General features: G+C 64.9%; 20 protein-coding genes. 2 read left to right on the forward strand and 18 right to left on the reverse strand.

Going from position 1 to position 23,424, the window contains the following annotated elements; all coding sequences use genetic code 11:
- Positions 1-168: 168 nt before the first annotated feature.
- The gene (locus QFZ91_RS07250) at positions 169-1,404 is read right to left on the reverse strand and encodes a cytochrome P450 (protein WP_429566801.1); all 1,236 of its coding nucleotides are present in this window, start codon (positions 1,402-1,404) and stop codon (positions 169-171) included.
- A gap of 286 nt (positions 1,405-1,690) precedes the next feature.
- Here QFZ91_RS07250 and serB point away from each other — a divergent pair, with 286 nt between their 5' ends.
- Positions 1,691-2,530: a phosphoserine phosphatase SerB gene (gene serB / locus QFZ91_RS07255; protein WP_429566802.1), complete on the forward strand. Its 840-nt coding sequence runs from the start codon at positions 1,691-1,693 to the stop codon at positions 2,528-2,530.
- 21 nt (positions 2,531-2,551) lie between these two features.
- Here serB and QFZ91_RS07260 read toward each other — a convergent pair whose 3' ends face one another.
- From QFZ91_RS07260 to QFZ91_RS07320, 13 genes are all read right to left on the reverse strand, one after another.
- A complete protein-coding gene (locus QFZ91_RS07260) occupies positions 2,552-3,058 on the reverse strand; it encodes a hypothetical protein (protein WP_429566803.1) in 507 nt (168 codons plus the stop codon).
- A 181-nt stretch (positions 3,059-3,239) separates the two neighbouring features.
- Complete coding sequence (locus tag QFZ91_RS07265; RefSeq protein WP_429566804.1) at positions 3,240-4,424, reverse strand: cystathionine beta-lyase; 1,185 nt, start codon at positions 4,422-4,424, stop codon at positions 3,240-3,242.
- A gap of 84 nt (positions 4,425-4,508) precedes the next feature.
- Positions 4,509-5,177 (reverse strand): hypothetical protein, encoded by a 669-nt coding sequence (locus QFZ91_RS07270; RefSeq protein ID WP_429566805.1) that lies wholly within the window; start codon positions 5,175-5,177, stop codon positions 4,509-4,511.
- 63 nt (positions 5,178-5,240) lie between these two features.
- Entirely contained in the window at positions 5,241-6,425 is a 1,185-nt protein-coding gene (gene bktB / locus QFZ91_RS07275; protein ID WP_429566806.1) for a beta-ketothiolase BktB, read from the reverse strand.
- Positions 6,426-6,510: 85 nt separating this feature from the next.
- Positions 6,511-7,461 (reverse strand): sugar kinase, encoded by a 951-nt coding sequence (locus QFZ91_RS07280; RefSeq protein WP_429566807.1) that lies wholly within the window; start codon positions 7,459-7,461, stop codon positions 6,511-6,513.
- Between the two features lie 3 nt (positions 7,462-7,464).
- Positions 7,465-8,859: a 30S ribosomal protein S12 methylthiotransferase RimO gene (gene rimO, locus QFZ91_RS07285; RefSeq protein ID WP_026228021.1), complete on the reverse strand. Its 1,395-nt coding sequence runs from the start codon at positions 8,857-8,859 to the stop codon at positions 7,465-7,467.
- Positions 8,860-8,940: 81 nt separating this feature from the next.
- Positions 8,941-9,984 carry a tRNA dihydrouridine synthase gene (locus QFZ91_RS07290; protein WP_429566808.1) on the reverse strand — a complete coding sequence of 348 codons (1,044 nt, stop codon included), beginning with the start codon at positions 9,982-9,984 and terminating at the stop codon, positions 8,941-8,943.
- Positions 9,985-10,413: 429 nt separating this feature from the next.
- Entirely contained in the window at positions 10,414-11,031 is a 618-nt protein-coding gene (gene phaR, locus QFZ91_RS07295) for a polyhydroxyalkanoate synthesis repressor PhaR (RefSeq protein WP_176108638.1), read from the reverse strand.
- A gap of 137 nt (positions 11,032-11,168) precedes the next feature.
- Positions 11,169-11,909 carry a 3-ketoacyl-ACP reductase gene (locus QFZ91_RS07300; RefSeq protein ID WP_429566809.1) on the reverse strand — a complete coding sequence of 247 codons (741 nt, stop codon included), beginning with the start codon at positions 11,907-11,909 and terminating at the stop codon, positions 11,169-11,171.
- A gap of 232 nt (positions 11,910-12,141) precedes the next feature.
- Positions 12,142-13,323 (reverse strand): acetyl-CoA C-acetyltransferase, encoded by a 1,182-nt coding sequence (locus QFZ91_RS07305; protein WP_429566810.1) that lies wholly within the window; start codon positions 13,321-13,323, stop codon positions 12,142-12,144.
- Positions 13,324-13,502: 179 nt separating this feature from the next.
- Complete coding sequence (gene phaC / locus QFZ91_RS07310; RefSeq protein ID WP_429568606.1) at positions 13,503-15,308, reverse strand: class I poly(R)-hydroxyalkanoic acid synthase; 1,806 nt, start codon at positions 15,306-15,308, stop codon at positions 13,503-13,505.
- 599 nt (positions 15,309-15,907) lie between these two features.
- Positions 15,908-16,771: a peptidoglycan editing factor PgeF gene (gene pgeF, locus QFZ91_RS07315; RefSeq protein ID WP_429566811.1), complete on the reverse strand. Its 864-nt coding sequence runs from the start codon at positions 16,769-16,771 to the stop codon at positions 15,908-15,910.
- On the reverse strand, positions 16,768-18,012 hold the full coding sequence (locus tag QFZ91_RS07320; protein ID WP_429566812.1) for an RluA family pseudouridine synthase: 1,245 nt from the start codon (positions 18,010-18,012) through the stop codon (positions 16,768-16,770). The genes pgeF and QFZ91_RS07320 overlap by 4 nt, the downstream gene beginning before the upstream one ends.
- 38 nt (positions 18,013-18,050) lie before the next feature.
- On the opposite strand from QFZ91_RS07320, the gene QFZ91_RS07325 reads away from it, so the two are divergent.
- The gene (locus tag QFZ91_RS07325) at positions 18,051-18,911 is read left to right on the forward strand and encodes an outer membrane protein assembly factor BamD (RefSeq protein ID WP_176377859.1); all 861 of its coding nucleotides are present in this window, start codon (positions 18,051-18,053) and stop codon (positions 18,909-18,911) included.
- A gap of 93 nt (positions 18,912-19,004) precedes the next feature.
- Here the strand turns inward: QFZ91_RS07325 and rlmD are convergent, their stop codons facing one another.
- The 4 genes from rlmD to QFZ91_RS07345 all read right to left on the reverse strand — a co-directional run bounded on the left by rlmD (position 19,005) and on the right by QFZ91_RS07345 (position 23,420).
- Entirely contained in the window at positions 19,005-20,435 is a 1,431-nt protein-coding gene (gene rlmD, locus QFZ91_RS07330; RefSeq protein ID WP_429566813.1) for a 23S rRNA (uracil(1939)-C(5))-methyltransferase RlmD, read from the reverse strand.
- A gap of 153 nt (positions 20,436-20,588) precedes the next feature.
- On the reverse strand, positions 20,589-21,365 hold the full coding sequence (locus tag QFZ91_RS07335; protein WP_176108645.1) for a 3'-5' exonuclease: 777 nt from the start codon (positions 21,363-21,365) through the stop codon (positions 20,589-20,591).
- A gap of 4 nt (positions 21,366-21,369) precedes the next feature.
- On the reverse strand, positions 21,370-22,458 hold the full coding sequence (gene rpoS, locus QFZ91_RS07340) for an RNA polymerase sigma factor RpoS (protein ID WP_176119886.1): 1,089 nt from the start codon (positions 22,456-22,458) through the stop codon (positions 21,370-21,372).
- An 11-nt stretch (positions 22,459-22,469) separates the two neighbouring features.
- Positions 22,470-23,420, reverse strand: a complete 951-nt coding sequence (locus QFZ91_RS07345) for a peptidoglycan DD-metalloendopeptidase family protein (protein ID WP_176368878.1) — start codon at positions 23,418-23,420, stop codon at positions 22,470-22,472.
- Positions 23,421-23,424: the final 4 nt, after the last annotated feature.

A 23,424-nucleotide genomic window follows, 5' to 3' on the forward strand; every position in this document is an offset into this window, starting at 1 on the left:
TATCAGGCGAAGCAGCAAGCGTGCCCGAGTTTTGGTGGGTTTTACGCTACTGCCACGCTTAAAGGATGAGCCGGTCCGCTCGGCGGCGTGCTGTCATCAGGCTGTAAGTCTTGCGACGAAGCGGCAAAAGCTACGGCTGTCTTAGTGCGCGCGCTATCAGGGGGTGCATCAAGGATCGAGCAGGACCGGCACGGACGCAAACCCGCGAAACCGCACGCGCCCGCCCCGCGTCGGCTCGCCATCGACGTGATACGCCGGGAAGCGCCGCACGAAGCGCCCAATTGCAATCCGCGCCTCCAGCCGCGCCAGCGACAGGCCCGCGCATTGATGAATCCCGAAGCCGAACGCGAGATGCCGGTTCGGATCGCGGCGGATATCGAAGCGGTCCGGCTCGGCAAACTGCTCGGGATCGCGATTGGCCGCGCCGATGCACAGCGTGACCGGCGTGCCGCGCGCGAGCGCGACGCCGCCGATCTCGGTATCGACGGTGGTCATGCGGTTGCCGAGTTGGTTCGAACTCTCGAAGCGCAAACACTCCTCGACCGCGGTGCCGATCAACTCGGGCTCGCGCAGCAGCGCGGCGCGCTCGTCAGGCCATTGGCTCAGCGTGACGAGCCCGTTGCCGATCAGGTTGGTGGTCGTTTCATGCCCTGCGTTCAGGATGAAAATGCAGTTCTGCAGCAGCTCGGCTTCCGATAGCTGCTCGTGCGGGCCCTCGCCTTGAATCAGCCGCGTCAGCACGTCGTGCTGCGGATCGCCCGGCTCGCGGCGGCGTCGTGCGACGAGGCCGCGCAGATAGTCGACGAATTCGCTGACGGCGCGATTGCCGCGCTCGAACTGCGCGTCGGTCAGCGACGGCTCGAGCGCGCCGAGTATCGCGAGCGACCAGTCGCGCAGCGGTGCGCGCTCCTCGTGCGGCACGTCGAGCAGATTACCGATGACCTCGACCGGGATCGCCGCCGCGAACTCGCCGATCAGATCGATCCGTCGGCGCTGCGCGGCCGCGTCGAGCAGGCCGTCGACGAGCCGGATCAACGCGGGCTCCATCGCCGCGATCGCGCGCGCGGTCAGCGCGCCGGCGATCAGCTTGCGCACACGCGTATGGCGCGGCGGATCGTTGAACACCAGGCTCGTGGTGTGATGCGCGTAGAGCGGTGAGTCGCCGTATTTCGGGCGGAACTCGACGGTCTTGTCGGAACTGAAGGTCTTCGGGTCGCGGTAGACCGCCTGCACGTCGCGAAAGCGCGTCAGGAACAGCGAGCCGTCGGGCATGCGCCGGATCGGGTCGTAGGTGCGCAGTGCGTGATAGACCGGATAGGGATCGGCGTAGAACGCGGGGCTCAGATGACGCAGATCGAAGTCGCGGGCAAGGGAGGAAGCGTCGCTGGCGGTTGCCGGGGTCATGCGTTGTCTCCGTGGGGCGTCTTGTTGCGCTTGTGATGTGGCGAGTTCGTGTGACCGTATTTGTTCGGTCCGTTCCGTTACGGCGATATGCGAAACGCCGACTTCAGCCAACCTGACGACGACTGCGCCACACGATTCGATGCGTCAGTATGAACCGCGCACTGTGGGAGCGCACGGCAAACCCGTCCGCTACAGCCGCCCGCGACGGCGCGGCGCACGGAACCGATACAATAGCGGGATTTTCCGCGCGCCACGCGCCTCTTTCTTCCCGCGTCACTGGTCGTCCATGAACCTCGTCATTCAAAGCGTCGCCCCCCTTTCCGCCGATCATCACAAAACACTCGTCGCGCTCGCGCGCGGCTCGCACGCCGCCGTCATCGACGAGAGCGCGATTCGCATCGCCGACGCAAACCTCGCGCAACGCGCCGACGTCGAGGCATATTGCTATACGCATCAACTCGACTACGCGTTTGTCGAAGCCGACCTCCAGTTTCGCGACTTCGGGCTCGTCGCGATGGACATGGATTCGACGCTGATCACGATCGAGTGCATCGATGAAATCGCCGATTTCTGTGGGCTCAAAGCCGAAGTCGCGGCGATCACCGAGGCTGCGATGCGCGGCGAGATCAAGGACTTCAACGAAAGCCTGACGCGCCGCGTCGCGCTACTGAAGGGGCTCGACGCCAGCGCGCTCGAGCGCGTGTACGAAGAGCGGCTGCAGTTGTCGCCGGGCGCCGAGCGCATGCTGGGCGGCGCGAAACAGGCGGGCCTGAAAACGCTGCTCGTGTCGGGCGGCTTCACGTTCTTCACCGCGAAGCTGAAGGCGCGCCTCGGCCTCGATTTCACGCGTGCGAACACGCTCGAAATTGTCGACGGCAAGCTGACCGGCAACGTGATTGGCGAGATCGTCAATGCGGATGTGAAAGCGCGCACGCTGCGCGAAGCTTGCGCGACGCTCGGCATCGAGTCTTCGCGCGCCATTGCGATGGGTGACGGCTCGAACGATCTGAAAATGATGGCCGAAGCCGGACTTTCCGTTGCCTTCCGCGCGAAGCCGGTGGTGCGCGAAGCAGCCAGCGTGTCGTTCAATTTCGTTGGACTGGACGGTTTGCTGCGGTTGTTTTGAGGCTGGTGCTCGAGGGGTTCGTTATCGCGTCGGCACAACGACCGACGCGATAACGAAATGCGCGAACTGTGTTGTTATCTGTTGAAAATGGCCGGCAGGAACAGGGCGCACATGCCGATCGAAATCAGGATGTTGAAGATCAACACGCCCTTCATGATGCGGTCGTGATTTTTGCCTATTTCCAGCGACAGAATAAATTGTTTCATAAGCTCCTCCACGAGACGGAGCAAGTATAAGCGCTGCACTATCCCATAAATCTAATTGAGGTAAATGTGTAGGGCCGCGAATAGAAACGCCGCCAGGCAGATCGTGAAAATCGACAAGCTTATCGCCCCATGTGATAGCGTGCCAACCATCGGCGGCACACGGTCCGATCGCACACCAGAACAATTGCCCGTCTTTCACTGACGCGGCAATCATCGTCCTCGCAACGCGCCAGCCATACGCGGGCGCAACGAGCGCAAGCGTAAAAATCGGCCCGGCAATCGGCACCGTGAGATTCAGCAACACCCAGAAGAAAAGATTCATCGAAGCCCCTCCCCGAGCGCGGCAACGTTATTCGGCAAGCACACGATCGTAGCGTCGCGCAACCGTATCGAACATTCGGCCAAACGGTCAGGTCGGCTCGATACTCAGCGCAACAAAAAGCCCGCCGGGAACACATCCCGGCGGGTTTCTCGCACGACGTATCGAACAGGGCTAACGCGTATTAAGCCAGCTTAGCCAGGCTCTGCTCGATATCCGCGCGCAGATCCGCCTCGTCTTCGAGACCGATATAGAAACGCACCAGCGTGCCGCGGTGCGGCCACTGTGCCGCCGTGCGCATCGACGCGATGTCGTACGGCATCGCGAGGCTATGCGCGCCGCCCCAGCTCCAGCCGAGCGAAAACAGTTCGAGCGATTCGCAGAACATGTCGATCTGCGCCGCGCTGTACCGCTCGTCGAACACGACCGAGAACAGGCCGCCCGCGCCGGTGAAATCACGCTTGTACACTTCGTGCCCCGGACAGTCGGCCAGCGCCGGATGCAGCACCGCGACGATTTCCGGCCGGCTCTTCAACCAAGCCGCGAGCGACAGCGCCGCGCGATCGTGCTGAGCAAAACGCAGTTGCATGCTCGGCAGGCTGCGCAGGATCAGCGAGCAGTCGTCCGAGGACACGCCGATGCCCATGCGCATGCGCGCCGCTTTCAGCTTCACATGCACGTCGCGGTCGACCGTGATCGTTGCGCCCATCAGCACGTCGCCGCCGCCCGACTGGTACTTGGTCAGCGCCTGCACCGAGATGTCGACGCCGTGGTCGAACGGCCGGAACGCGAGGCCCGCGGACCACGTGTTGTCGATCGCAGTGAAGACGTTGCGCGCGCGCGCCGCCGCCGTGATGGCCGGCACGTCGGGCACTTCCATCGTCACCGAGCCGGGCGCCTCGATCCAGATCAGGCGCGTGTTCGGCTGGATCAGCCTGGCAATGTCCGCGCCGATCAGCGGATCGTAGTAGCGCGCCGTGATGCCGAAATCGCGCGCGAGCCAGTCGCCGTGGTCGCGGTTCGGCGAATAGACGTTATCGGGGATCAGCACGTCGTCGCCGGCCTTCACGAGGCCGAAGTAGACGTTCGAGATCGACGACAGGCCCGACGGCTGCAGCAGCGCATGATTGCCGCCCTCGATCGCGGCGAGGCGCTGCGCGAGCGCGATCTGCGTCGGCGTCGCATGCAGGCCGTAGCGCCATTGCGCGTCGTTTTTCCAGTCGAGCGCGCGCATTGCGGCGAGATCGGGAAACACCACCGTCGACGCCCGCGTGACCGGCGTCGAGAACGATTCGAAGCCCGGCGTGATGTCATCCTCGGCACGCACGATGCGGGTCTGCAGGCGGTGTTTGAGTTTTGATTCAGTCATGTGGAGCTCGATGAAATACACAGGGAAGCGGGCTTGAAGCAAGCGCCGCGCCGCGCGACTCAAGATGCCCGGCGTGCGTACACATCAGTCGCCGGTTTGCAGGTTGCTGACGCCGCCCACCGGGTGCCCGCCGGCAGCGGATGCCGGCGCGGGAGCCGCCACTGCGCCGTTCGCGGCAGCCGGCTGCGGAGTGGGGGTAGCCGCCTTGGCGGCCGCCGCGCCGGCCGAAGCGGCCGCAGGTGCCGCCTGACCCGCCGCAAGAGGCTTCAGGTTGAATTCCTGAGGGTTCGAATCGTCGACGTTCATGCGGTCGCCCTCGAGCGAGCCGTCCGCCGCGAACTTGCCGACCCAGTTGCCGGTGATATGCGTGCCGTCGTTCGATTCTTCGACTTCGAGCGTATCGCCGACGCGATCGCCGGCGATCAGGATCACTTCGCCGTTATCGGTGTACTGATACTCGCCGTGCACGCCGGAAGGATCGTCGGTCTTGGGCCCGAGCCGCAGCACGATCGGCCGCGCGCCGAGCGTGCCCACGTAGCGCGGAAACTTCGCGAACTCGGGGCTCGGTTTCAGCGGCAGCTGGATCGGCGGCGGCGCGGCCAGCTCCTTGACTGCATCGCTTTCCGCCCACGCCTGCGACGGCATCCACAGCACCGTGCCAGCACACAGCAGCGCGGCGGCGCTTGCCACCGCGCCGGCGCGCTGACGCAACGTCCGCATTACCGAACCCTTCGTCACTTTCGCTTCCCGCATCCTGTCGATCCTTGTTGCTGGTTCCTGCTTGCTACCTATGCCGGGCCGGCCTGCCGTGCGCGGTCACAGACGCTCGAAAACCGCCGCGATCCCCTGGCCGCCGCCGATGCACATCGTGACGAGCGCATAACGCCCGCCGATGCGCTGCAGCTCGTACAGCGCCTTCACGGTGATCAGCGCGCCGGTCGCGCCAATCGGATGGCCGAGCGAAATGCCCGAGCCATTCGGATTGACCTTGGCCGGATCGAAACCGAGCTCCTTGCTGACCGCACAGGCCTGCGCGGCGAATGCCTCATTGGCCTCGATCACGTCGAGATCGGCGACCGTCAGACCCGCCCGCTCGAGCGCCTTGCGGCTCGCTGGCACCGGCCCGATGCCCATATACGCCGGATCGACGCCCGCATGCGCGTACGACACGAGCCGCGCCAACGGCTTTACGCCGCGCCGCTCGGCGACGCTGCGCTCCATCAGCACGACGGCCGCGGCCGCGTCGTTGATGCCGGACGCGTTGCCCGCCGTCACCGTGCCGTTGTCCTTCACGAACACCGGCTTCAGCTTCGTGAAATCGTCGGCGGTTGCGTTCAGCCGCGCGTGCTCGTCGGTGTCGAATACGACGTCGCCCTTCTTCGACGCGAGCGTGATCGGCAGAATCTGTTCCTTGAAGTAGCCGCTCGTGATCGCGTGAGCCGCGCGACGGTGCGACTCGAGCGCGAGCGCGTCCTGCGCGTCGCGCGAGATGTCGTACTTGCGCGCGACGTTCTCGGCGGTCACGCCCATATGGATCGACTGGAACGGATCGTTGAGCGCGCCGACCATCATGTCGACCAGACGCGCATCGCCCATGCGCTGACCGAAGCGCCCTGCCGGCATCGAGTACGGCGCGCGGCTCATGTTTTCCGCGCCGCCGCCGATCGCGATATCGGCGTCACCGAGCAGCACGCTCTGCGCGGCCGACACGATGGCCTGCAAGCCCGAGCCGCACAGCCGGTTCACCGTCAGCGCGGGGGTATGCTGCGCGACCCCGCCGTTGATCGCCGCGACGCGCGCGAGATACATGTCTTTCGGCTCGGTGTGCACGACGTTGCCGAACACGACGTGCCCGACTTCATCGCCCGATACGCTCGCGCGCTCGAGCACTTCGCGCACGACGCGCGCGCCGAGATCGGTCGGGGCGAAATCCTTCAGGCTACCGCCGAACGTGCCGATTGCCGTGCGCACACCGCTTACCACCACTACGTCCCGTTGCATCGCTTGCCCCTCCTGTTGTCTCCAGTTCGCCTGGATGATTGCGCCAACGCGGGCCATGCTGCGCCGCGCGCGGCTTCCGTAACATCTAACCCGCCAGCAGCCGCTCGACGGTCTCGCGCGACGGGATCGGCGCGACCGCGCCATAACCTTGCGTCGACAGCGCGGCGGCGACGTTCGCGTAGCGCGCGGCGGCAAACGGATCGTCGCCCGCAACGATGCGCGCGATGAATGCGCCGCCGAAGCAGTCGCCGGCGCCGGTCGCATCGAGCGCATCGACGACGTGACCCGGCACGACGCGTCGCTCGTTAGGCGTCGCGATATACGAGCCGTCCTTGCCGAGCTTCAGCGCGACCACGCTCGGCCCGTGCGACAGCAGAAAATCGACGATTTCGTCGCGGCCGGTCAGCCCCGTCAGTTCGGTGACGTCGTCCCAGCTCGGCAGGCAGATGTCGGTCTGGCGGATCGCCTCGAGCATCACCGCACGCGCCCGCGCGAGCGGCCACAGCTTCAGACGCAGATTGGTATCGAAGCTCACGCGCACGCCATTCGCGCGCGCATGCGCGATCGCTTCGAGCGCGGCGTCGCAAGCGCTGACGCTGATCGCGAGACTGATGCCGGACAGATGAACGACCTTCGCCGCCGCGAGCGCGTCGCGCGGCAGATCGGCGGGCGCATAGCGGCTCGCCGCCGAGCCCGCGCGCAGATAGTCGAACGCATGGCCGTTGGGGCCGTGAGACACGAAATAGACGCCGGTCGACGCTTGCGCATCGATGCGCACGAACGACGTGTCGACCTGTTCGCGCTCCCACAGATCGACCAGCAGGCGTCCGAAATGATCGGCGCCGACCGCCGATACGAAGCCGGTCCTCGCACCCTGGCGCGCGGCCGCGATGCAGAAGTTCGACGTGTCGCCGCCGAAGCCTTGCAGGTAGTTCGGCTGATCCTTCGCCGACTGGTTGAATTCGATCATCGCCTCGCCGAGCGCGAGGATGTCCGGTGTTTGAGCTTCAGGCCGTGCGGCCACGCCGAGCGCCATCGCTTAGACCTCACCCCACAAATCGTGGCCGTCCGCGCCGGTGATCTTCACCGACACGAAATCGCCGACCTTGTAGCGCTTCGATGCTTTGGTAGACGGCGCGATATAGACGACGCCGTCGATCTCCGGCGCGTCCGCCGCGGTGCGGCCGATGCCGCCGTCCGCGTTGATCTCGTCGACCAGCACCTTCAGCGTCTTGCCAACCTTCTTCGCGATGCGCTTCGCCGACACCTGCTCGGCCACTTCCATGAAGCGCGCCCGACGTTCTTCACGTACTTCGTCGGGCAGCGCGCCGTCGAGTTCGTTCGCGCTCGCGCCTTCGACCGGCGAATACGCGAAACAGCCAACGCGATCGAGCTCCGCCTCGCGGATGAAATCGAGCAGCGTCTCGAACTGCTCTTCAGTCTCGCCCGGGAAGCCGGCGATGAACGTGCTGCGGATCGTCAGATCCGGGCAGATCTCGCGCCACGCCTTCACGCGCTCCATCACCTTCTCGGCGTTGGCCGGGCGTTTCATGCGCTTGAGCACTTCCGGATGCGCGTGCTGGAACGGCACGTCGAGATACGGCAGCACATGGCCCTTGTACGGACCCGCGGCCATCATCGGAATCACTTCGTCGACGCTCGGGTACGGATACACGTAATGCAGGCGCACCCACGCGCCGTATTGCGCGGCGAGTTCGCCGAGCGCGGCGACCAGATCCGTCATGCGCGTCTTGATCGGCTTGCCGTTCCAGAAACCGGTGCGGTATTTGACATCGACGCCGTAGGCGCTGGTGTCCTGCGAAATCACGAGCAGTTCCTTCACGCCGGACTTGAACAGGTTCTCGGCTTCGAGCATCACCTCGGCGACCGGGCGCGACACCAGATCGCCGCGCATCGACGGGATGATGCAGAACGTGCAGCGATGATTGCAGCCTTCGGAAATCTTCAGGTACGCGTAGTGGCGCGGCGTGAGCTTGACGCCCGCGGCAGGCACCAGGTCGACGAACGGATCGTGCGGCTTCGGCAGATGGCTGTGCACCGCCTGCATCACCTCGCCGACCGCGTGCGGGCCGGTCACCGCGAGCACCTTCGGATGCACTTCCTCGATCAGCCCAGAACCGCTCGCGCTCTTCTTCGCGCCGAGGCAGCCGGTGACGATCACCTTGCCGTTTTCGTTGAGCGCTTCGCCGATCGCGTCGAGGCTTTCCTGCACGGCTTCGTCGATGAAGCCGCAAGTGTTGACGACCACGAGGTCCGCGCCGTCATAGGTGCCGGAGATTTCGTAGCCTTCGGCACGCAGCTGGGTGATGATCTGCTCGGAATCGACGAGGGCCTTGGGGCAGCCGAGGGAAACGAAGCCGACTTTCGGCGTGGCGCCCGGCGCGGCCGGAGCGTTCGAGGGGGTGGAAGACATGGGGAACCGCTTGAAGACGTTAAACCATGAATTGTAGCGGTTCGCCACCGCCACCGCTCGTAAGTCTTTGAATTCTAGTCTTCAAACGGGGATGGGTTCAGCCGGTTCAGGTTGATTCAGCTCGCTATTTTCGTCGCTGAAAACGTGCTCACGCGTTGGCGCCGACGCGCCTGCGGCCGCCAGCGCCTGGCCGATCACCGAAAGAATTTCGTCAGAGTCCTGCACTCGCCGGATCGCCGCATGCAGTTCGGCCGCTTGCGGCCAGGTCCGCTGCAGGTAGCTGAGCCACTGCTTGACGCGGCCGTGCTCATGGGTCAGCGAGCCGTGCGCCCGCAGCTTGCTCAGGTAGCCGACGATCGAACCCAGCACCTGCGGCCATTCGTCGGCCGACGCACACGGGTCCATGAGCCCGCGGATTCGCTGCGCGAGGAATGGGTCCGACACGGCGCCGCGGCCAATCATCACGTCCGTGCAGCCGCTGACCGAGCGGCAGCGCTGCCAGTCCGCGACTGTCCAGACCTCGCCGTTCGCGATGACGGGCACATCGACGGCGTCGTCGATATGCGCGACCCACTCCCAGTGCGCAGGCGGCCGGTAGCGGTCGTCGCGCGTGCGCGCATGCACGACGAGCGAGGCCGCGCCGCCGTCCACGAGCGCCTGCGCGCATTCGATCGCCCGCGAGGTGTCGGACACGCCGAGGCGCATTTTTGCGGTCACCGCGATATCGGCCGGCACCGCGGCGCGCACGGCCGCGACGATCTGGTTCAGCAGCTTCGGGTTAGCGAGCAGCATCGCGCCGCCGCCATGCTGATTGACCACTTTGGCGGGACAGCCGAAGTTCAGGTCGATACCGTACGGCGACAGCGTGGCCGCGTACGCGGCGTTGCGCGCCATCCACTCGGGATCGCTGCCGAGCAGTTGAATCACCATCGGCGTGCCGCTGGCGGTCACGCTCGCGTGCAGGATCTCGGGCGCCTCGCGCTCATAGACGCGCGTCGGCAGCATCGAGCCCGTGATGCGGATGAACTCGGACACGCAGCCGTCGAAAGTGCCCGCGCTCGTCAGCACGTCGCGCAGCACGTAGTCCGCAAGCCCTTCCATTGGGGCGAGAAACAGCCGGCTCATGAGGATGTGGGTGAACGGCGGATCAGCGAAGAATGATCCGTGCGGCCTTCACAACGGAAGACACGGACGCGATCAGGGAGACGGTCTGAAACATAAGGCGGGTCCAGCGGAAGGAAAACGATAACGGCGCTAGCAGCGATGTGCCGGCAGCGGGACGCAACGGACCTTGAACCGCGGCCTGAATCCGGTTCCGACGGAAAAGCGTCCCCACGCGCGGGCCGGTATTGTAGCGCGTCGGTGGCTGCGCGATCGTGCGAGCCATCTGGGAGATTGGCAACGGAGCGGCTGGATGCCAACGCTACCCCGACGGCCAGGAGCTGGCTCAGCCAGGTCGCGCGATCCCGTTGCAGCCATGAAGGTCGGCTTCGCGTCCGCGGGCTACCCCGAAGCCCTCGTCGACCCGAGCGGACCTCGCCGCCATTCACTCGTTCACTTCTTCTCCGGCTCCGGATTGCCCTGTGGCGTAGCCGGCGCATTGCTCGCGTTGTTCGCATTGACAGCGCCGCCCGGAGTGAACGGGAACGTGGCGAACATGGTCTTCGCCTGGTTCTGCATCTGCTCCTGCATTTGCACGAACATGTTCTTCGACTGCTCGATATAGCTGGTCATCATGCCCTGCATCATCGGCGCCTGCATGTTCATGAACTGCGACCAGACCTCGGGGTTCATCGCCTTGCCTTCATAGAGATTCTTCGACTGGTCTGCGAGCTTCGCCTGAATGTCGATGAAGGCCTGGATGTTCTTCTCCAGATACGTGCCCATCATGCCCTGCATCGCATGACCGTAGAACCGGATGATCTGCGACAGCATCGACGACGAGAACATCGGCAGGCCGCCGCTCTCTTCTTCGAGAATGATCTGCAGCAGGATCGAACGCGTCAGGTCCTCGTTGCTCTTGGCATCGATCACCTTGAAATCTTCCTGATCGAGCACGAGCTGCTTCACATCAGTCAGCGTGATGTAGGTGCTCGTCTCCGTGTCGTAGAGCCGACGATTCGGATATTTCTTGATCAGTCGTTCGGCCGTTTTCTTTGTAGTAGTAGTCATGTAACGCCTTTAAGCTCGAGTTAAGCAAACGCGGAAACGGCGTCCGGGCTGTGCGATCGAATCGATTGCGCAGCCGGGACGCCGGGGAAACCATCTGAGCCGGAGCGCGCCGCCATCCGGTCCGGCGCGCCGATGGCTCAGCCCATATGCAAGCCGCCGTTCAGCGAAAAATCTGCGCCGGTGGCGAAGCCCGATTCGTCCGACGCGAGCCATGCGACGATCGAGCCGATTTCGTCCGGCTGACCGAGGCGGCGCACCGGAATCGTCGCGACGATTTTTTCCAGCACGTCCGGGCGGATGGCCTTGACCATGTCGGTGCCGATGTAGCCCGGCGACACGGTGTTGACCGTCACGCCCTTGGTCGCGACTTCCTGCGCGAGCGACATCGTAAAGCCGTGGATGCCTGCCTTCGCAGTCGAATAATTGGTTTGGCCGAACTGGCCCTTCTGGCCGTTCACCGACGAAATGTTGATCACGCGGCCAAAGCCACGCTCGACCATGCCGTCGATCACCTGCTTGGTGACGTTGAACAGGCTCGTCAGGTTGGTGTCGATCACCGCGGTCCAGTCTTCGTGCGTCATCTTGCGGAACACAACGTCGCGCGTGATGCCGGCATTGTTGACCAGCACGTCGATCTCGCCGACTTCGGCCTTGACCTTGTCGAACGCGGCCTTGGTCGATTCCCAGTCGCCGACGTTACCCTCGGAGGCGACGAAGTCGAAGCCAAGCGCATTCTGCTCGTCGAGCCACTTTGCACGGCGCGGCGAATTCGGGCCGCAGCCCGCGATCACCTTGAAGCCTTCCTTGTGCAGACGCTGGCAGATGCTGGTGCCGATGCCGCCCATGCCGCCCGTTACGTACGCAATTCGCTGTGTCATAAACCACACTCCGTTATCGTTGTCGAGGCGCCTGCCGGCGGCCTCGTGCCTCGCCTGATGCTAGTTCACGTTGCCGCCGGGCGACCGTCTGGCAACGCGCGCTGCCGGCCCGAGTCGCCTGTTGCAGCGCAGCGCGCCGCACCGCCAGTTGGCGTGCGGCGCGGCCAGACGGCTGTGCCGGCGAAGGCCGCGCGCGAACGGTCGCGGTCGCGCGCGGCATACCCAGCGTACTTTAAACTCGCTCGACCGCGAGCGCGACACCCATGCCGCCGCCGATACACAACGACGCCAGACCCTTCTTCGCATCGCGCTTCTGCATTTCGTGCAGCAGCGTAACGAGAATCCGGCAGCCGGACGCGCCGATCGGGTGGCCGATCGCGATCGCGCCGCCGTTCACGTTGATCTTCGACGTGTCCCAGCCCATCTGCTTGTGCACGGCGAGCGCTTGTGCGGCAAAGGCTTCGTTGATTTCCATCAGGTCGAGGTCGGCCGGCGTCCAGCCCGCGCGCTCGAGGCAGCGGCGCGAAGCCGGCACCGGGCCCATGCCCATCACCTTCGGATCGACACCCGCGTTTGCGTACGCCTTGATGCGCGCGAGCGGCGTGAGGCCGAGCGCTTCCGCTTTCTTCAGCGACATCACGAGCACCGCGGCCGCGCCGTCGTTCAGGCCCGACGCATTCGCCGCCGTGACCGTGCCTTCCTTCGAGAACGCCGGCTTTAGGCCCGCGAGCGATTCGGCCGTCACGCCGTGACGCACGAATTCGTCGGTGGTGAAGCGCAGCGGCTCGCCCTTGCGTTGCGGAATCTCGACCGGCACGATTTCGTTGTTGAAGCGCCCTGCCTTCTGCGCGGCTTCCGCCTTGTTCTGCGACAGCGCCGCGAACGCGTCCTGCTGTTCGCGCGTGATGCCGTGTTCCTTCGCGACGTTCTCAGCCGTCACGCCCATGTGGTACTGGTTGTAGACGTCCCACAGGCCGTCGACGATCATCGAGTCGATCAGCTTCGCGTCGCCCATGCGGAAACCATCGCGCGAACCCGGCAGCACGTGCGGCGCGGCGCTCATGTTTTCCTGGCCGCCTGCGACGACGATGTCCGCATCGCCGGCGATGATCGCGTTGGCCGCGAGCATCACGGCCTTCAGACCCGAGCCGCAAACCTTGTTGATCGTCATGCCGGGCACGGCCGACGGCAAACCCGCCTTGATCAGCGCCTGACGCGCGGGGCTCTGACCGGAGCCCGCCGTCAGCACCTGGCCCAGGATAACTTCGCTCACCTGTTCCGGCTTCACGCCGGCCCGTTCGAGTACGGCGCGCACCGCGACCGCTCCGAGTTCAGGTGCGGCTACCTTCGCCAGCGACCCACCAAACTTGCCCACTGCAGTACGAGCGGCCGATACGATCACAACATCAGTCATTTCCATATCCCCAGGGCATCCCGGCAAACTGCGCCGCAGCCCGTTACGTTAAAAATCGCGTCGCAACTTGCGTTGCTCTCACGCCTTCATCAACCAGACGCTCATTCACCTGCCAAACACCTATGCACCGGCCGACTGCGCAGCAACTTCGGACGCGCGCGTCGGCCCGTGCGTGAAACCTACTCCCGCTGCCGCACGTAGCGGCCCGGCGCCGGCTCGATGACCGGGAATTCGTCGGAGCCCAGCGTGGCGCGCGGCTTCACCTTCTTGCCGCCGTACTGATCGAGCCAGTCGGTCCATTCGGGCCACCAGCTGCCGGGCACTTCCGTCGCCGCTTCGAACCATTCGTCCGCGCTTGCGGGCAGCGTCTTCGCGTCGCTCTCGAGCTTCCAGAAACTGCGCTTTTTCTTCGCGGGCGGATTGATCACGCCGGCGATATGACCCGACGCGCCGAGCACGAACTTCAGCGGTCCGGTAAGCAGCGGCACGGACGCGTACGCGGTTTGCCACGGCACGATATGGTCTTCTCGCGAACCGTAAATAAAGGTCGGCACGTCGATCTTCGACAGATCGATCGGCTCGCCGCAGCTGCTCAGCGCACCCGGTTCGCGCAGCTTGTTCTCGAGATAGGTGTTGCGCAGATACCAGACGTACATCGGCCCCGGCACACTGGTCGAGTCGCTGTTCCAGTACAGCAGGTCGAACGGCACCGGCGTGCGGCCCTTCAGGTAGTTGTCGACGACGTAGTTCCATACGAGGTCGTTCGGACGCAGGAACGAGAACGTGTTCGCGAATTCGATGCCGCGCATCAGCCCCGGCGGCGCACCGTTCTTGCCGCCGATGGTCTGCTCGCGCATCTGCACGTGCGCCTCGTCGACGAACACGTCGAGCACGCCCGTGTCGGAGAAGTCGAGCATCGCAGTGAGCAGCGTCATCGACGCGGCCGGATGTTCGCCGCGCGCCGCGGCCACCGCGAGCGCGGTGGCGAGCAACGTGCCGCCGATGCAGAAGCCGAGCGTATTGATCTGCTCGCGGCCGCTGATCTGGCGCACGGTGTCGATCGAAGTCAGCACGCCCTCGGCGATGTAGTCGTCCCACGTCTTGTGCGCGATCGACTGATCGGCGTTGCGCCACGAAATCAGGAACACCTGGTGGCCCGAATCGAGCCCGTGCGCGACGAGCGAGTTTTCGGGCTGCAGGTCGAGGATGTAGTACTTGTTGATGCACGGCGGCACGATCAGGAGCGGCCGCTCGCGCACGGTCGCCGTGCGCGGCTTGTACTGGATCAGCTGCAGCAGATCGTTCTCGAACACGACCGAGCCTTCGGTGTTCGCGAGGTTCTCGCCGACCGCGAAACGCGATTCGTCGGTTTGGGAAATCTTGCCGCGCTGCATGTCGCCGAGCAGGTTCATCACACCCTGGCGCAGGCTCTCGCCCTTGCTGTCGAGCAGCGTTTTCTGCGCTTCGGGATTCAGCGCGAAGAAGTTGCTCGGCGAGGCCGCCGCAGTCCACTGCTGGACCGCGAAGCGAATGCGCTCGCGGGTTTTCGGCTGGGTATCGAGCGCGTCGACCATCTGCTGCAGATAGCGCGCGTTCAGCAGATACCACGCGGCGGTGAACGCGTAGGCCGGCGCCTGGCTCCAGGCGTCCGCGCTAAAGCGCCGGTCCTTGAGCTCGGGCGCCTTGATCGCCGACGTGGTGGCCTGCTGGATCAGTTCCATCGCCTCGCGCGAATAGTCGGCTTGCAGTTTCTGCAAACGCTCGGGCGGAATCGCGGCGGTGGGAATGCTCAGCCCCGGCAGCGCGCCGGCGGCCAGCTTGCTGAAGTCGGCCATGCCGGGAAATGCCGGGATTTGCGGAAAGCCCGCCGTGATCTGCGCGAGGTCCGGCATCTGCGGCATTGAAGGCATCTGGAATGCCGCGCCATTGGGCGGAGCGCCGAACGAACGCCAGGCGTTCATCCAGGCGTCGAGAAATTGCTGCATGCCTGCGGCTGACGATGCACCGCTCGTACCGGCCTGCTGCGTCTGCTCCTTCGAGGAGTCCGTGCTGGGGGAAGCTGAGGAATGAGATGCTGCCATGCCTGCTTTTGACCGGTAAGTCCTTGCGGACGGGTTGAGAGGCAGGTTCGTGCGCACGGAGCGATTGCTCGCGACTTCGTCACACCCTGTCTCATGAACGAGGAGGAGCTTAGAAGGAACATTCTTGCTCCCCATCACAAGGCATGTCAATGCTTGCTCCCGATTTTGCCGCGGTGCGATATTTTTTTAATTATCGTTTTCCCTGTATGGCAAATTGCGCTTTTGCGAATAAATGTTCCATGCTGCACGCAACTCAAAAAAGTCCAACGGCGCATGGCACTTAAGCGTATTTATCCGTTCGCTCGCCCACAGAGCAGGCGGGGGATTCGCGCTATCGGCAATCCTTCCGGCAGTGCAACAAAAGATGTGCCTGAAGGCCGGGGGAAGGCCTTCAGTGACGGACCTGCCGTGCCATTCGTGAATCTCGAACCGGTGCGCATTCACGCAGAATGAAACCACCGTTCGATTCTAAAAATATGACGAGATGCGCGCGCCACCCTGAATTAATCGGCAATTGATTGCGCCTGTTCGTCGATCCAGATCAACGCGGCCATACGGCCGGTTTCGCGGTCACGGCGATACGAATAAAAGCGCTCGCGCAGCGTGACCGTGCACAGGTCGCCGCCGCTGATACGCGTAACGCCGAGCCGTTGCAGGCGCAAGCGCGCCAGCGCCGGCAGATTGGCGAGATATTTGCCGGCATTCGCGGGATGCGCGACGAACGCCTTCGCGGTCGCATCGCGTTGTGCGCCGTCGACATCAGTCATGAAGGCGTCACGGACGTCTGCACCGACTTCGAACGCAGTGGGCCCGATCGACGGTCCGAGGTACGCATGCAACTCGGCGGCCGGCACGCCCGCCAGCGCCGCGACCCGCGCGGCGGTCTGCTCGACGATGCCCGCCGCGAGTCCGCGCCAGCCGGCATGCGCGGCGCCGACCGCGCGCCCCGCTTCGTCGCACAACAGCACCGGCATGCAATCGGCCACCATCACGACGCACGCGATGCCCGCGCGATCGGTGACGCTCGCGTCGGCGCGCGCCGGCACGCCATGCTCGCGCGCGTGCGCGACTGCATCCTCGGCGCGCACGATGCCGGCGCCATGAATCTGTTCGAGCCACGCGGTTTCGCGAACACCGGTCAGCGCGACGAGCCGTGCGCGATTGCTCGCGACCGCGGCCGGATCGTCGCCGGTCTTCATGCCCAGGTTCAGCCCGCCGGGCTGGTCGGCGCCGCCGCGCCAGCGGCCGAACGGCGCGTCGCTGACGCCGCCGTCGCGCGTGGTCACGAGCGCGCGCACGCGCGGCGAGACGTTCCATGCGGGCTGCACGACATCGGCAAAACCCAGCTCCGGCAGATTGGCGCTCATGCGTGATCGTCCTCATCGTGGTCGCTGTCTTCATCGTACGCGCCATCGTCGAACGATGCATCGTAGTCCTCGTCATACGCGTCGTCGAACTCCCCGGCGTCGTCGCGACCGAGGCCGAGCGCGGCCGACAATGCCTCGATGTCGGCCGGCACGTCGGCGCGCCATTGCATCGAGCGGCCGGTCTTCGGATGGATCAGGCCGAGCCGCCATGCGTGCAGCGCCTGGCGCGCGAAGCCGTCCGGCAGCGGCGTGACCGAGCGCTTGCCGCGCGCGCGTCCGTAGACTGGGTCTCCGAGCAGCGGATGACCGATATGCGCGCAATGCACGCGAATCTGATGCGTGCGCCCGGTCTCCAGATCGCAGTGGATCGCCGTGACCGGCTGACGCTGCCAGATCGCCGCGGCCACGCGCCGAAAATGCGTGCGCGCCGGCTTGCCGGCCGCGCCCGTCACCACGGCCATGCGCGTGCGCTCGCGCGGGTCGCGGCCGATCGGCGCGTCGATCGTGCCTTCGTCGGGCATGTTGCCCCACACGAGCGCGAGGTAGCGGCGCTTGACCGTGCGCGCCTGCAACTGACGCACGAGGTCGGTCTGCGCCTCGAGCGTGCGCGCGACCACCATCAGTCCCGAAGTCTCCTTGTCGAGCCGATGCACGATGCCCGCGCGCGGCAGACCCGCCGCGGCCTCGCCATAGCGGTGGAGCAGTCCGTTCAGCACGGTGCCGCTCCAATTGCCGGCCGCCGGATGCACGACCATGCCGGCCGGCTTGTTGATGACGACCAGCGTGTCGTCCTCGTAGACGATCTCGAGCGGCACCGGCTCGGGCGTGAAGGCGAGCTGCTCGGGCAGCAGATCGGGCACGAGCTCGATCGTGGCACCGAGCGGCACCGGCTGGCGAATCTTCGCCGGCTTGCCGTCGACACGCACCCGCTGCGCCTCGATCCAGCTTTGCAGACGGCTGCGCGAGAACTCCGGGAATACTTTGGCGAGCACCTTGTCGAGGCGCTCGCCGGCCAGTTCGTCGGGCACCACGACGCTGCGCGGCGCTTCGTCGGCCGCGCGCACGGGTACGGGCGCCGCCGTGGCCGCGGAGCCTTGCGGACCGCTTTCGGCGAGCGCGTCGCCGGCGAAATCGTCATCGAGGGAATCGACGCCCAACGCGTCGGCCGGGTCGGCGCTTACGCTATAATCTTTGTTGCTATTCCCGGCGCCTGAGGTGCCTGGAGTATTTGAGCGGGTCATTGAATCTGGGTCACCTGGACGTAAAGCTAGACTGGAAAATGCGAGCCTTGAACACCATCACTGAAGCGGCGATCAATTTGGCTGCCATCAAGAAGGCGGCCCGGAAAGTGGCCGGATACGTTGCGTGCGCCGCGGCCGTCGTCGCTGTTGCGGCTTGCCACGGCCTGCCGGAGAAGACCGACGAAACGGCAACGTGGAACAACAACAAATTATATACGGAGGCGAACGACGCCCTGACCGGTGGTGACTGGGGCAAGTGCGCGAAGTATTTCGAGCTTCTCGAGGGCCGCGACCCGTTCGGCCACTTCGCGCAGCAGGCGCAGATCAACGTCGCGTACTGCAACTGGAAAGACAACGAAAACGCCGCCGCCGACCAGGCCATCGACCGCTTCATCCAGTTGCACCCGGATCACCCGGACATCGCCTACGCGTATTACCTGAAGGGCATGATCCACTTCAATGACGACCTCGGTCTGTTCGGCCGCTTCTCGGGCCAGGATATGAGCGAGCGCGATCCGAAGTCGCTGCGCGAGTCGTACGACGCGTTCAAGGTCGTGGTGGACCGCTTCCCGAACAGCAAGTACGCGCCGGACGCTGCGCAGCGCATGCGCTACATCGTGAATGCGCTGGCATCGCACGAAGTCCACGCGGCGGACTACTACTACCGCCGCGGCGCCTATGTCGCCGCGATCAACCGCGCGCAGCTCGCCTTGCGCGAGTACAAGAACGCGCCGGCCATCGAAGACGCGCTGCACATCATGATTCTGTCGTACCAGAAGCTGAACAACCAGCAACTCGCTGACGACACACGCCGCGTGCTGGCCGGCACTTTCCCCGACAGCCCGTACGTGACCGGCCACGCACGGCCCGGCACCGCGAAGTCGTGGTGGCAGTTCTGACGCCTCACGCGCCGACGGCATACTGACCGTCGTCTGAAAACAAAAACGCCACGACCGAGGTCGTGGCGTTTTCGTTTGTGCGCGCGGCGAGACTCAATCGCGCTCGAACAGCGCAATCGATTCCACGTGCGACGTATGCGGGAACATATTGACGACGCCCGCGCCCACCAGCCGATAGCCGGCCTCATGCACGAGCAGCCCGGCATCGCGCGCGAGCGTGCCCGGCGCGCATGACACGTAGACGATGCGCTTCGGCAGCGGCCCGTTGCCGCTCTGCGCGATCTCCGCGAGCGCCTTCGCGATCGCGAGCGCGCCTTCGCGCGGGGGATCGACCAGGAACTTGTCGAAGTGGCCGAGCGCGCGCAGGTCGTCGGCGGTGACTTCGAACAGATTGCGGCACGCGAACGACGTATGCCCGGCGACGCCATTGAGCTCCGCGTTCGCGAGCGCGCGCTGGGTCAGCACTTCGCTGCCCTCGATGCCGACCACTTCCCGCGAAATTCGCGCGAGCGGCAGCGTGAAATTGCCGATCCCGCAGAACAGGTCGAGCACGCGGTCCGTGCGCGCCGGCGCCAGCAGGCGCAACGCGCGGCTCACCAGCACACGGTTGATCGCGTGATTGACCTGGGTGAAATCAGTCGGCTTGAACGGCATGCGGATGCCGTATTCCGGCAGCGTGTAGTCGAGTTGCACGTCGAGCGGATAAAGCGGCGTGACTGTGTCGGGACCACCCGGCTGGATCCAGAACTGCACCTTGTGCTCGTCCGCGAACTCGCGCAGCACCTGCTCGTCCGCGGCTGTCAGCGGTTCGAGGTTGCGCACGACGAGCGCGGTGACCGAGGAGCCGACTGCGAGCTCGAGCTGCGGCATACGGTCGTAGATCGACAGCTTGCGGACCATGAAGCGCAGCGGCATCAGCATCGCCGACACATGCGGCGGCAGCACCTCGCAGGTCTTCATATCGGCGATATAGCTGCTCTTCTTCTCATGAAAGCCGATGCGCATGCCGCCGCGCTCCGGCAGATAGCGCACTGCGAGCCGCGCGCGATAGCGATAACCCCAGGACGGCCCGTGAATCGGCCGGAACACCGTTTCGGGGCGCAGCTTCGCCAGATGCTGCAGGTTGTCTTCGAGCACGCGCTGCTTGACCGCCACTTGCGCGCGCATGTCCAGATGCTGCATCGAGCAGCCGCCGCAGATGTTGAAGTACGTGCATTTCGGCGTCGTGCGGATCACGCTTTCGCGGAACACCTGGACGACTTCGGCCTGTTCGAATTTCGGCTTGCTGCGATGCGTCGAATAACTGACGAGCTCACCCGGCAGTGCGCCTTCGACGAACACGACCTTACCTGGCGTGCCGTCTTCGCTCGCGGTGCGGCCCACGCCGCGCGCTTCCATATCGAGCGAAACGATTTCGATGACCGGTTCGTTGCCGGTAATGACGGGCGCCGGCGCCGGGGCGTGCGCCTTCGCATGCTTCGAGGAGCGCCGCGGCGAGCGACGTTGGGGGGCAGTTCGGGACACCTGCGGACTTCCTGACAAACTATGGGGAAAGGCGAGATTGTAGACCAAGCGCCGAGCTTGCCAGTGGCGTGGTCTGGACCACGCCCGGAGCGCGTGTGGATCGCGGCCCGGATTGCGGCGCGGCGCCCCGGCGGACGCGCTACTCGCGCGCCGTTACGGCTCGAACGCCGCCAGATACTCGGCCCACTGTGGCGCGGTTTCCAGCGCCAGCGCATTCTTCACGAGGTTGATCTCGTCAGCATACTCCGACGGCGAAAAGCCGCCGCGCATCAACTGGAAGCGGCAATACAGCAGGTACGTATTGACGACGTCGGTCTCGCAGTAATTGCGGATTTCCTCGATGCGCCCTTGCTGGAACGCCTGCCACACCTGACTGCCGTCCATGCCCATCTTGCCCGGAAAGCCGCACATCTTCGCGAGCGCGTCGAGCGGCGCGTTCGCGCGCGCCTGGTACATCGCGAGCACGTCCATCAGGTCGGTGTGGCGCGCGTGGTAGCGGCTGATGTAGTTGTTCCACTTGAAGTCGCGGTCGTCCTCGCCGAGATCCCAGAACCGGTAGGCCGGAATGCCGTTGACGAGCGCGCGATAGTTGAGCACCGGCAGATCGAATCCGCCGCCGTTCCACGACACGAGCTGCGGCGTGTACTTTTCGATCACGCGATAAAACGACTGCACGAGCGTCGCCTCGCCGTCCTCGGGCGTGCCGAGCGAGCGCACGCGAAAACCGTTGTTGTCGCGGAACACGCAGGAAATCGCCGCGACCCGTTGCAGGTGATGCGGCAGAAAATCGCTGCCGGTTTTTTCCCGGCGCGCGGCGAACGCGTGCTCGGCGACATCGGCGTCGCTCATCGACGCGGGCAAATCTTCAAGACGGCGGATGCCGGCGACATCGGGAATCGTCTCGATGTCGAAAACAAGAATCGGTGTCATCAGGTCAGAGAACGGCGTCTTTGCGGACACCGTTTGAGGCGAAGAAGCGCTTGAGCCGCACCAGCGCTTCCTGTTGGATCTGGCGCACACGCTCGCGCGTAAGGCCCATTTCGTCGGCCAGCTCCTCGAGCGTGGCGGGCTCGATATGATTCAGACCGAAGCGCCGCTCGATTACATGGCGGTGCTTGTCCGACAAACGCGCGAGCCATGCGCGTGTCAGCGTTTCGAGCTCGCGATGCTGCACCTCGGCGTCTGGCGACTGGCTCTGGTCGTCCGACAGCAAATCGAGCAGGCTGCTCGCCGGATCGAGGTCGAGCGGCGCGTCGAGCGACGCGGTGTGCTCGTTCAGCGCGAGGATGTCGGTGACTTCGTCGGTGGTCTTGCCGGTCAGATAGGCGATGTCATCGATGCTCGCGTCACGGCGTTCGGCGGCTTCGCCCGAATTCATCGAGTTCTTTTCCAGATGGCGCTTCGCGCGCAACACCTGGTTGAGCTCACGAATCACATGCACCGGTAAGCGCACGGTGCGCGCCTGGTTCATGATCGCGCGCTCGATGCTCTGGCGAATCCACCACGTCGCGTAAGTCGAAAAACGGAAGCCGCGCGTCGGATCGAATTTTTCGATTGCGTGCATCAGGCCGAGATTGCCCTCCTCGATAAGATCGAGCAACGGCACGCCGCGATTCAGATAACCCTTGGCAATGCTGACGACCAGCCGCAGATTGCGCTCGATCATCACCTGCCGCGCTTCGAACTCGCCGGCCTTGGCAAGGCGCGAATATTTCTGCTCTTCCTCGACGGTGAGCAGCGGCTTCACGCTGATGCGGTTTAGATAATGCTGGATCGTGTCGGCCGTGAGTTCGGCCTGCAGCAGTGCGCGGAAATCGTCGGCGTCGGGCACGGCGTCCCCGGTGCTTTCGCGCGCGTCGGCGCCCTCGCTGTCGTCGAGGCCGCTCTGGCGTTCGTCGAGATCGCGCTCCTCGACGATCTCCTCTTCCACTTCCGAAGCGCCGCTTTCGTCCACTGCGGCGGACGTGACTTCGCTGATCGTCTCAGACTCGGCTTGCGGCGGGCGGCGCTTCGATTTCGGCATGGTCGTATCGCTTATTGCGGCGGCAAATACTTCAGTGGGTCGACTGGCTTACCCTGTCGGCGAACTTCGAAATGCAACATCACGCGGTCGGAATCGCTATTGCCCATCTCAGCGATCTTCTGCCCCTTCGTTACCGCGTCCCCCTCTTTTACCATCAAAGCGCGGTTGTGTGCATACGCGGTGAGATAAGTTGCATCATGCTTGATGATAATGAGATTGCCGTAACCACGCAGCCCATTTCCCGCATAGACGACGCGACCATCGGCCGACGCTTTAACCGGCTCGCCCGCGGAGCCGCCGATATTGACGCCTTTGTTGGTCGAGTCGTTGAAGGTGTTGAGCAGCGGACCGCGCACCGGCCATGCAAATGCTACGTTGCCCGCCGCCGCGCTGCCTAGCTCGGCGTTCGCCGCAGAGGAATTGGCCGGAGGCGCAGCTACCGCGCCGTTGGCGGGCGTACCGTTCGTCGCGCCGCCGTAGAGCGGCGGCATCGCGGCGCCGACCGCGGCCGGCGCGTTGCTGTTCAGCGGCGCGCTTTGCACCGCGCCCGTGCTGCCGATCGGGGCGGTCGACACGCCCGGCGTCATGGCCGCGGTATTCGCACCCGGCGGCACGACGCGCAGCAGCTGGTCGACTTCGATCTGATTCGGATTGGTCAGGTTGTTCCACGTCGAGATGTCGCGGTAATTCTGGCCGTTTTCGAGCGCAATGCGGTACAGCGTATCGCCCGGCTTGACGCGATAGTAGCCGGGCGGCGGCGGACCGAGCGGCACCGCCGGTTGCGCCGCGCCCTGCGCGGTGGAGAGCACGCCGCCGCCGGAGCGGTCGACGACGGGCGCCTGGTCGAGCCGGGATGCACAGGCCGTCATCAACAGGGACAAGGCGAGCACGCACACGCTGCGCTGGGTTACGGTCAGGGGGGTATTCGGGGTGGTTCTCTGCATCGCGCGCAACATACTCATCGGT

Source organism: Paraburkholderia sp. JPY419 (assembly GCF_050435705.1).
GTDB lineage: Bacteria > Pseudomonadota > Gammaproteobacteria > Burkholderiales > Burkholderiaceae > Paraburkholderia > Paraburkholderia youngii.

Coding starts and splice junctions, on each gene's coding strand:
- QFZ91_RS07250 (WP_429566801.1), bottom strand. CDS start 1,404: ATGACCCCGGCAACCGCCAGCGACGCTTCCTCCCTTGCCCGCGACTTC.
- serB (WP_429566802.1), top strand. CDS start 1,691: ATGAACCTCGTCATTCAAAGCGTCGCCCCCCTTTCCGCCGATCATCAC.
- QFZ91_RS07260 (WP_429566803.1), bottom strand. CDS start 3,058: ATGAATCTTTTCTTCTGGGTGTTGCTGAATCTCACGGTGCCGATTGCC.
- QFZ91_RS07265 (WP_429566804.1), bottom strand. CDS start 4,424: ATGACTGAATCAAAACTCAAACACCGCCTGCAGACCCGCATCGTGCGT.
- QFZ91_RS07270 (WP_429566805.1), bottom strand. CDS start 5,177: ATGCGGGAAGCGAAAGTGACGAAGGGTTCGGTAATGCGGACGTTGCGT.
- bktB (WP_429566806.1), bottom strand. CDS start 6,425: ATGCAACGGGACGTAGTGGTGGTAAGCGGTGTGCGCACGGCAATCGGC.
- QFZ91_RS07280 (WP_429566807.1), bottom strand. CDS start 7,461: ATGGCGCTCGGCGTGGCCGCACGGCCTGAAGCTCAAACACCGGACATC.
- rimO (WP_026228021.1), bottom strand. CDS start 8,859: ATGTCTTCCACCCCCTCGAACGCTCCGGCCGCGCCGGGCGCCACGCCG.
- QFZ91_RS07290 (WP_429566808.1), bottom strand. CDS start 9,984: ATGAGCCGGCTGTTTCTCGCCCCAATGGAAGGGCTTGCGGACTACGTG.
- phaR (WP_176108638.1), bottom strand. CDS start 11,031: ATGACTACTACTACAAAGAAAACGGCCGAACGACTGATCAAGAAATAT.
- QFZ91_RS07300 (WP_429566809.1), bottom strand. CDS start 11,909: ATGACACAGCGAATTGCGTACGTAACGGGCGGCATGGGCGGCATCGGC.
- QFZ91_RS07305 (WP_429566810.1), bottom strand. CDS start 13,323: ATGACTGATGTTGTGATCGTATCGGCCGCTCGTACTGCAGTGGGCAAG.
- phaC (WP_429568606.1), bottom strand. CDS start 15,308: ATGCAGCAATTTCTCGACGCCTGGATGAACGCCTGGCGTTCGTTCGGC.
- pgeF (WP_429566811.1), bottom strand. CDS start 16,771: ATGAGCGCCAATCTGCCGGAGCTGGGTTTTGCCGATGTCGTGCAGCCC.
- QFZ91_RS07320 (WP_429566812.1), bottom strand. CDS start 18,012: ATGACCCGCTCAAATACTCCAGGCACCTCAGGCGCCGGGAATAGCAAC.
- QFZ91_RS07325 (WP_176377859.1), top strand. CDS start 18,051: ATGCGAGCCTTGAACACCATCACTGAAGCGGCGATCAATTTGGCTGCC.
- QFZ91_RS07335 (WP_176108645.1), bottom strand. CDS start 21,365: ATGACACCGATTCTTGTTTTCGACATCGAGACGATTCCCGATGTCGCC.
- rpoS (WP_176119886.1), bottom strand. CDS start 22,458: ATGCCGAAATCGAAGCGCCGCCCGCCGCAAGCCGAGTCTGAGACGATC.
- QFZ91_RS07345 (WP_176368878.1), bottom strand. CDS start 23,420: ATGAGTATGTTGCGCGCGATGCAGAGAACCACCCCGAATACCCCCCTG.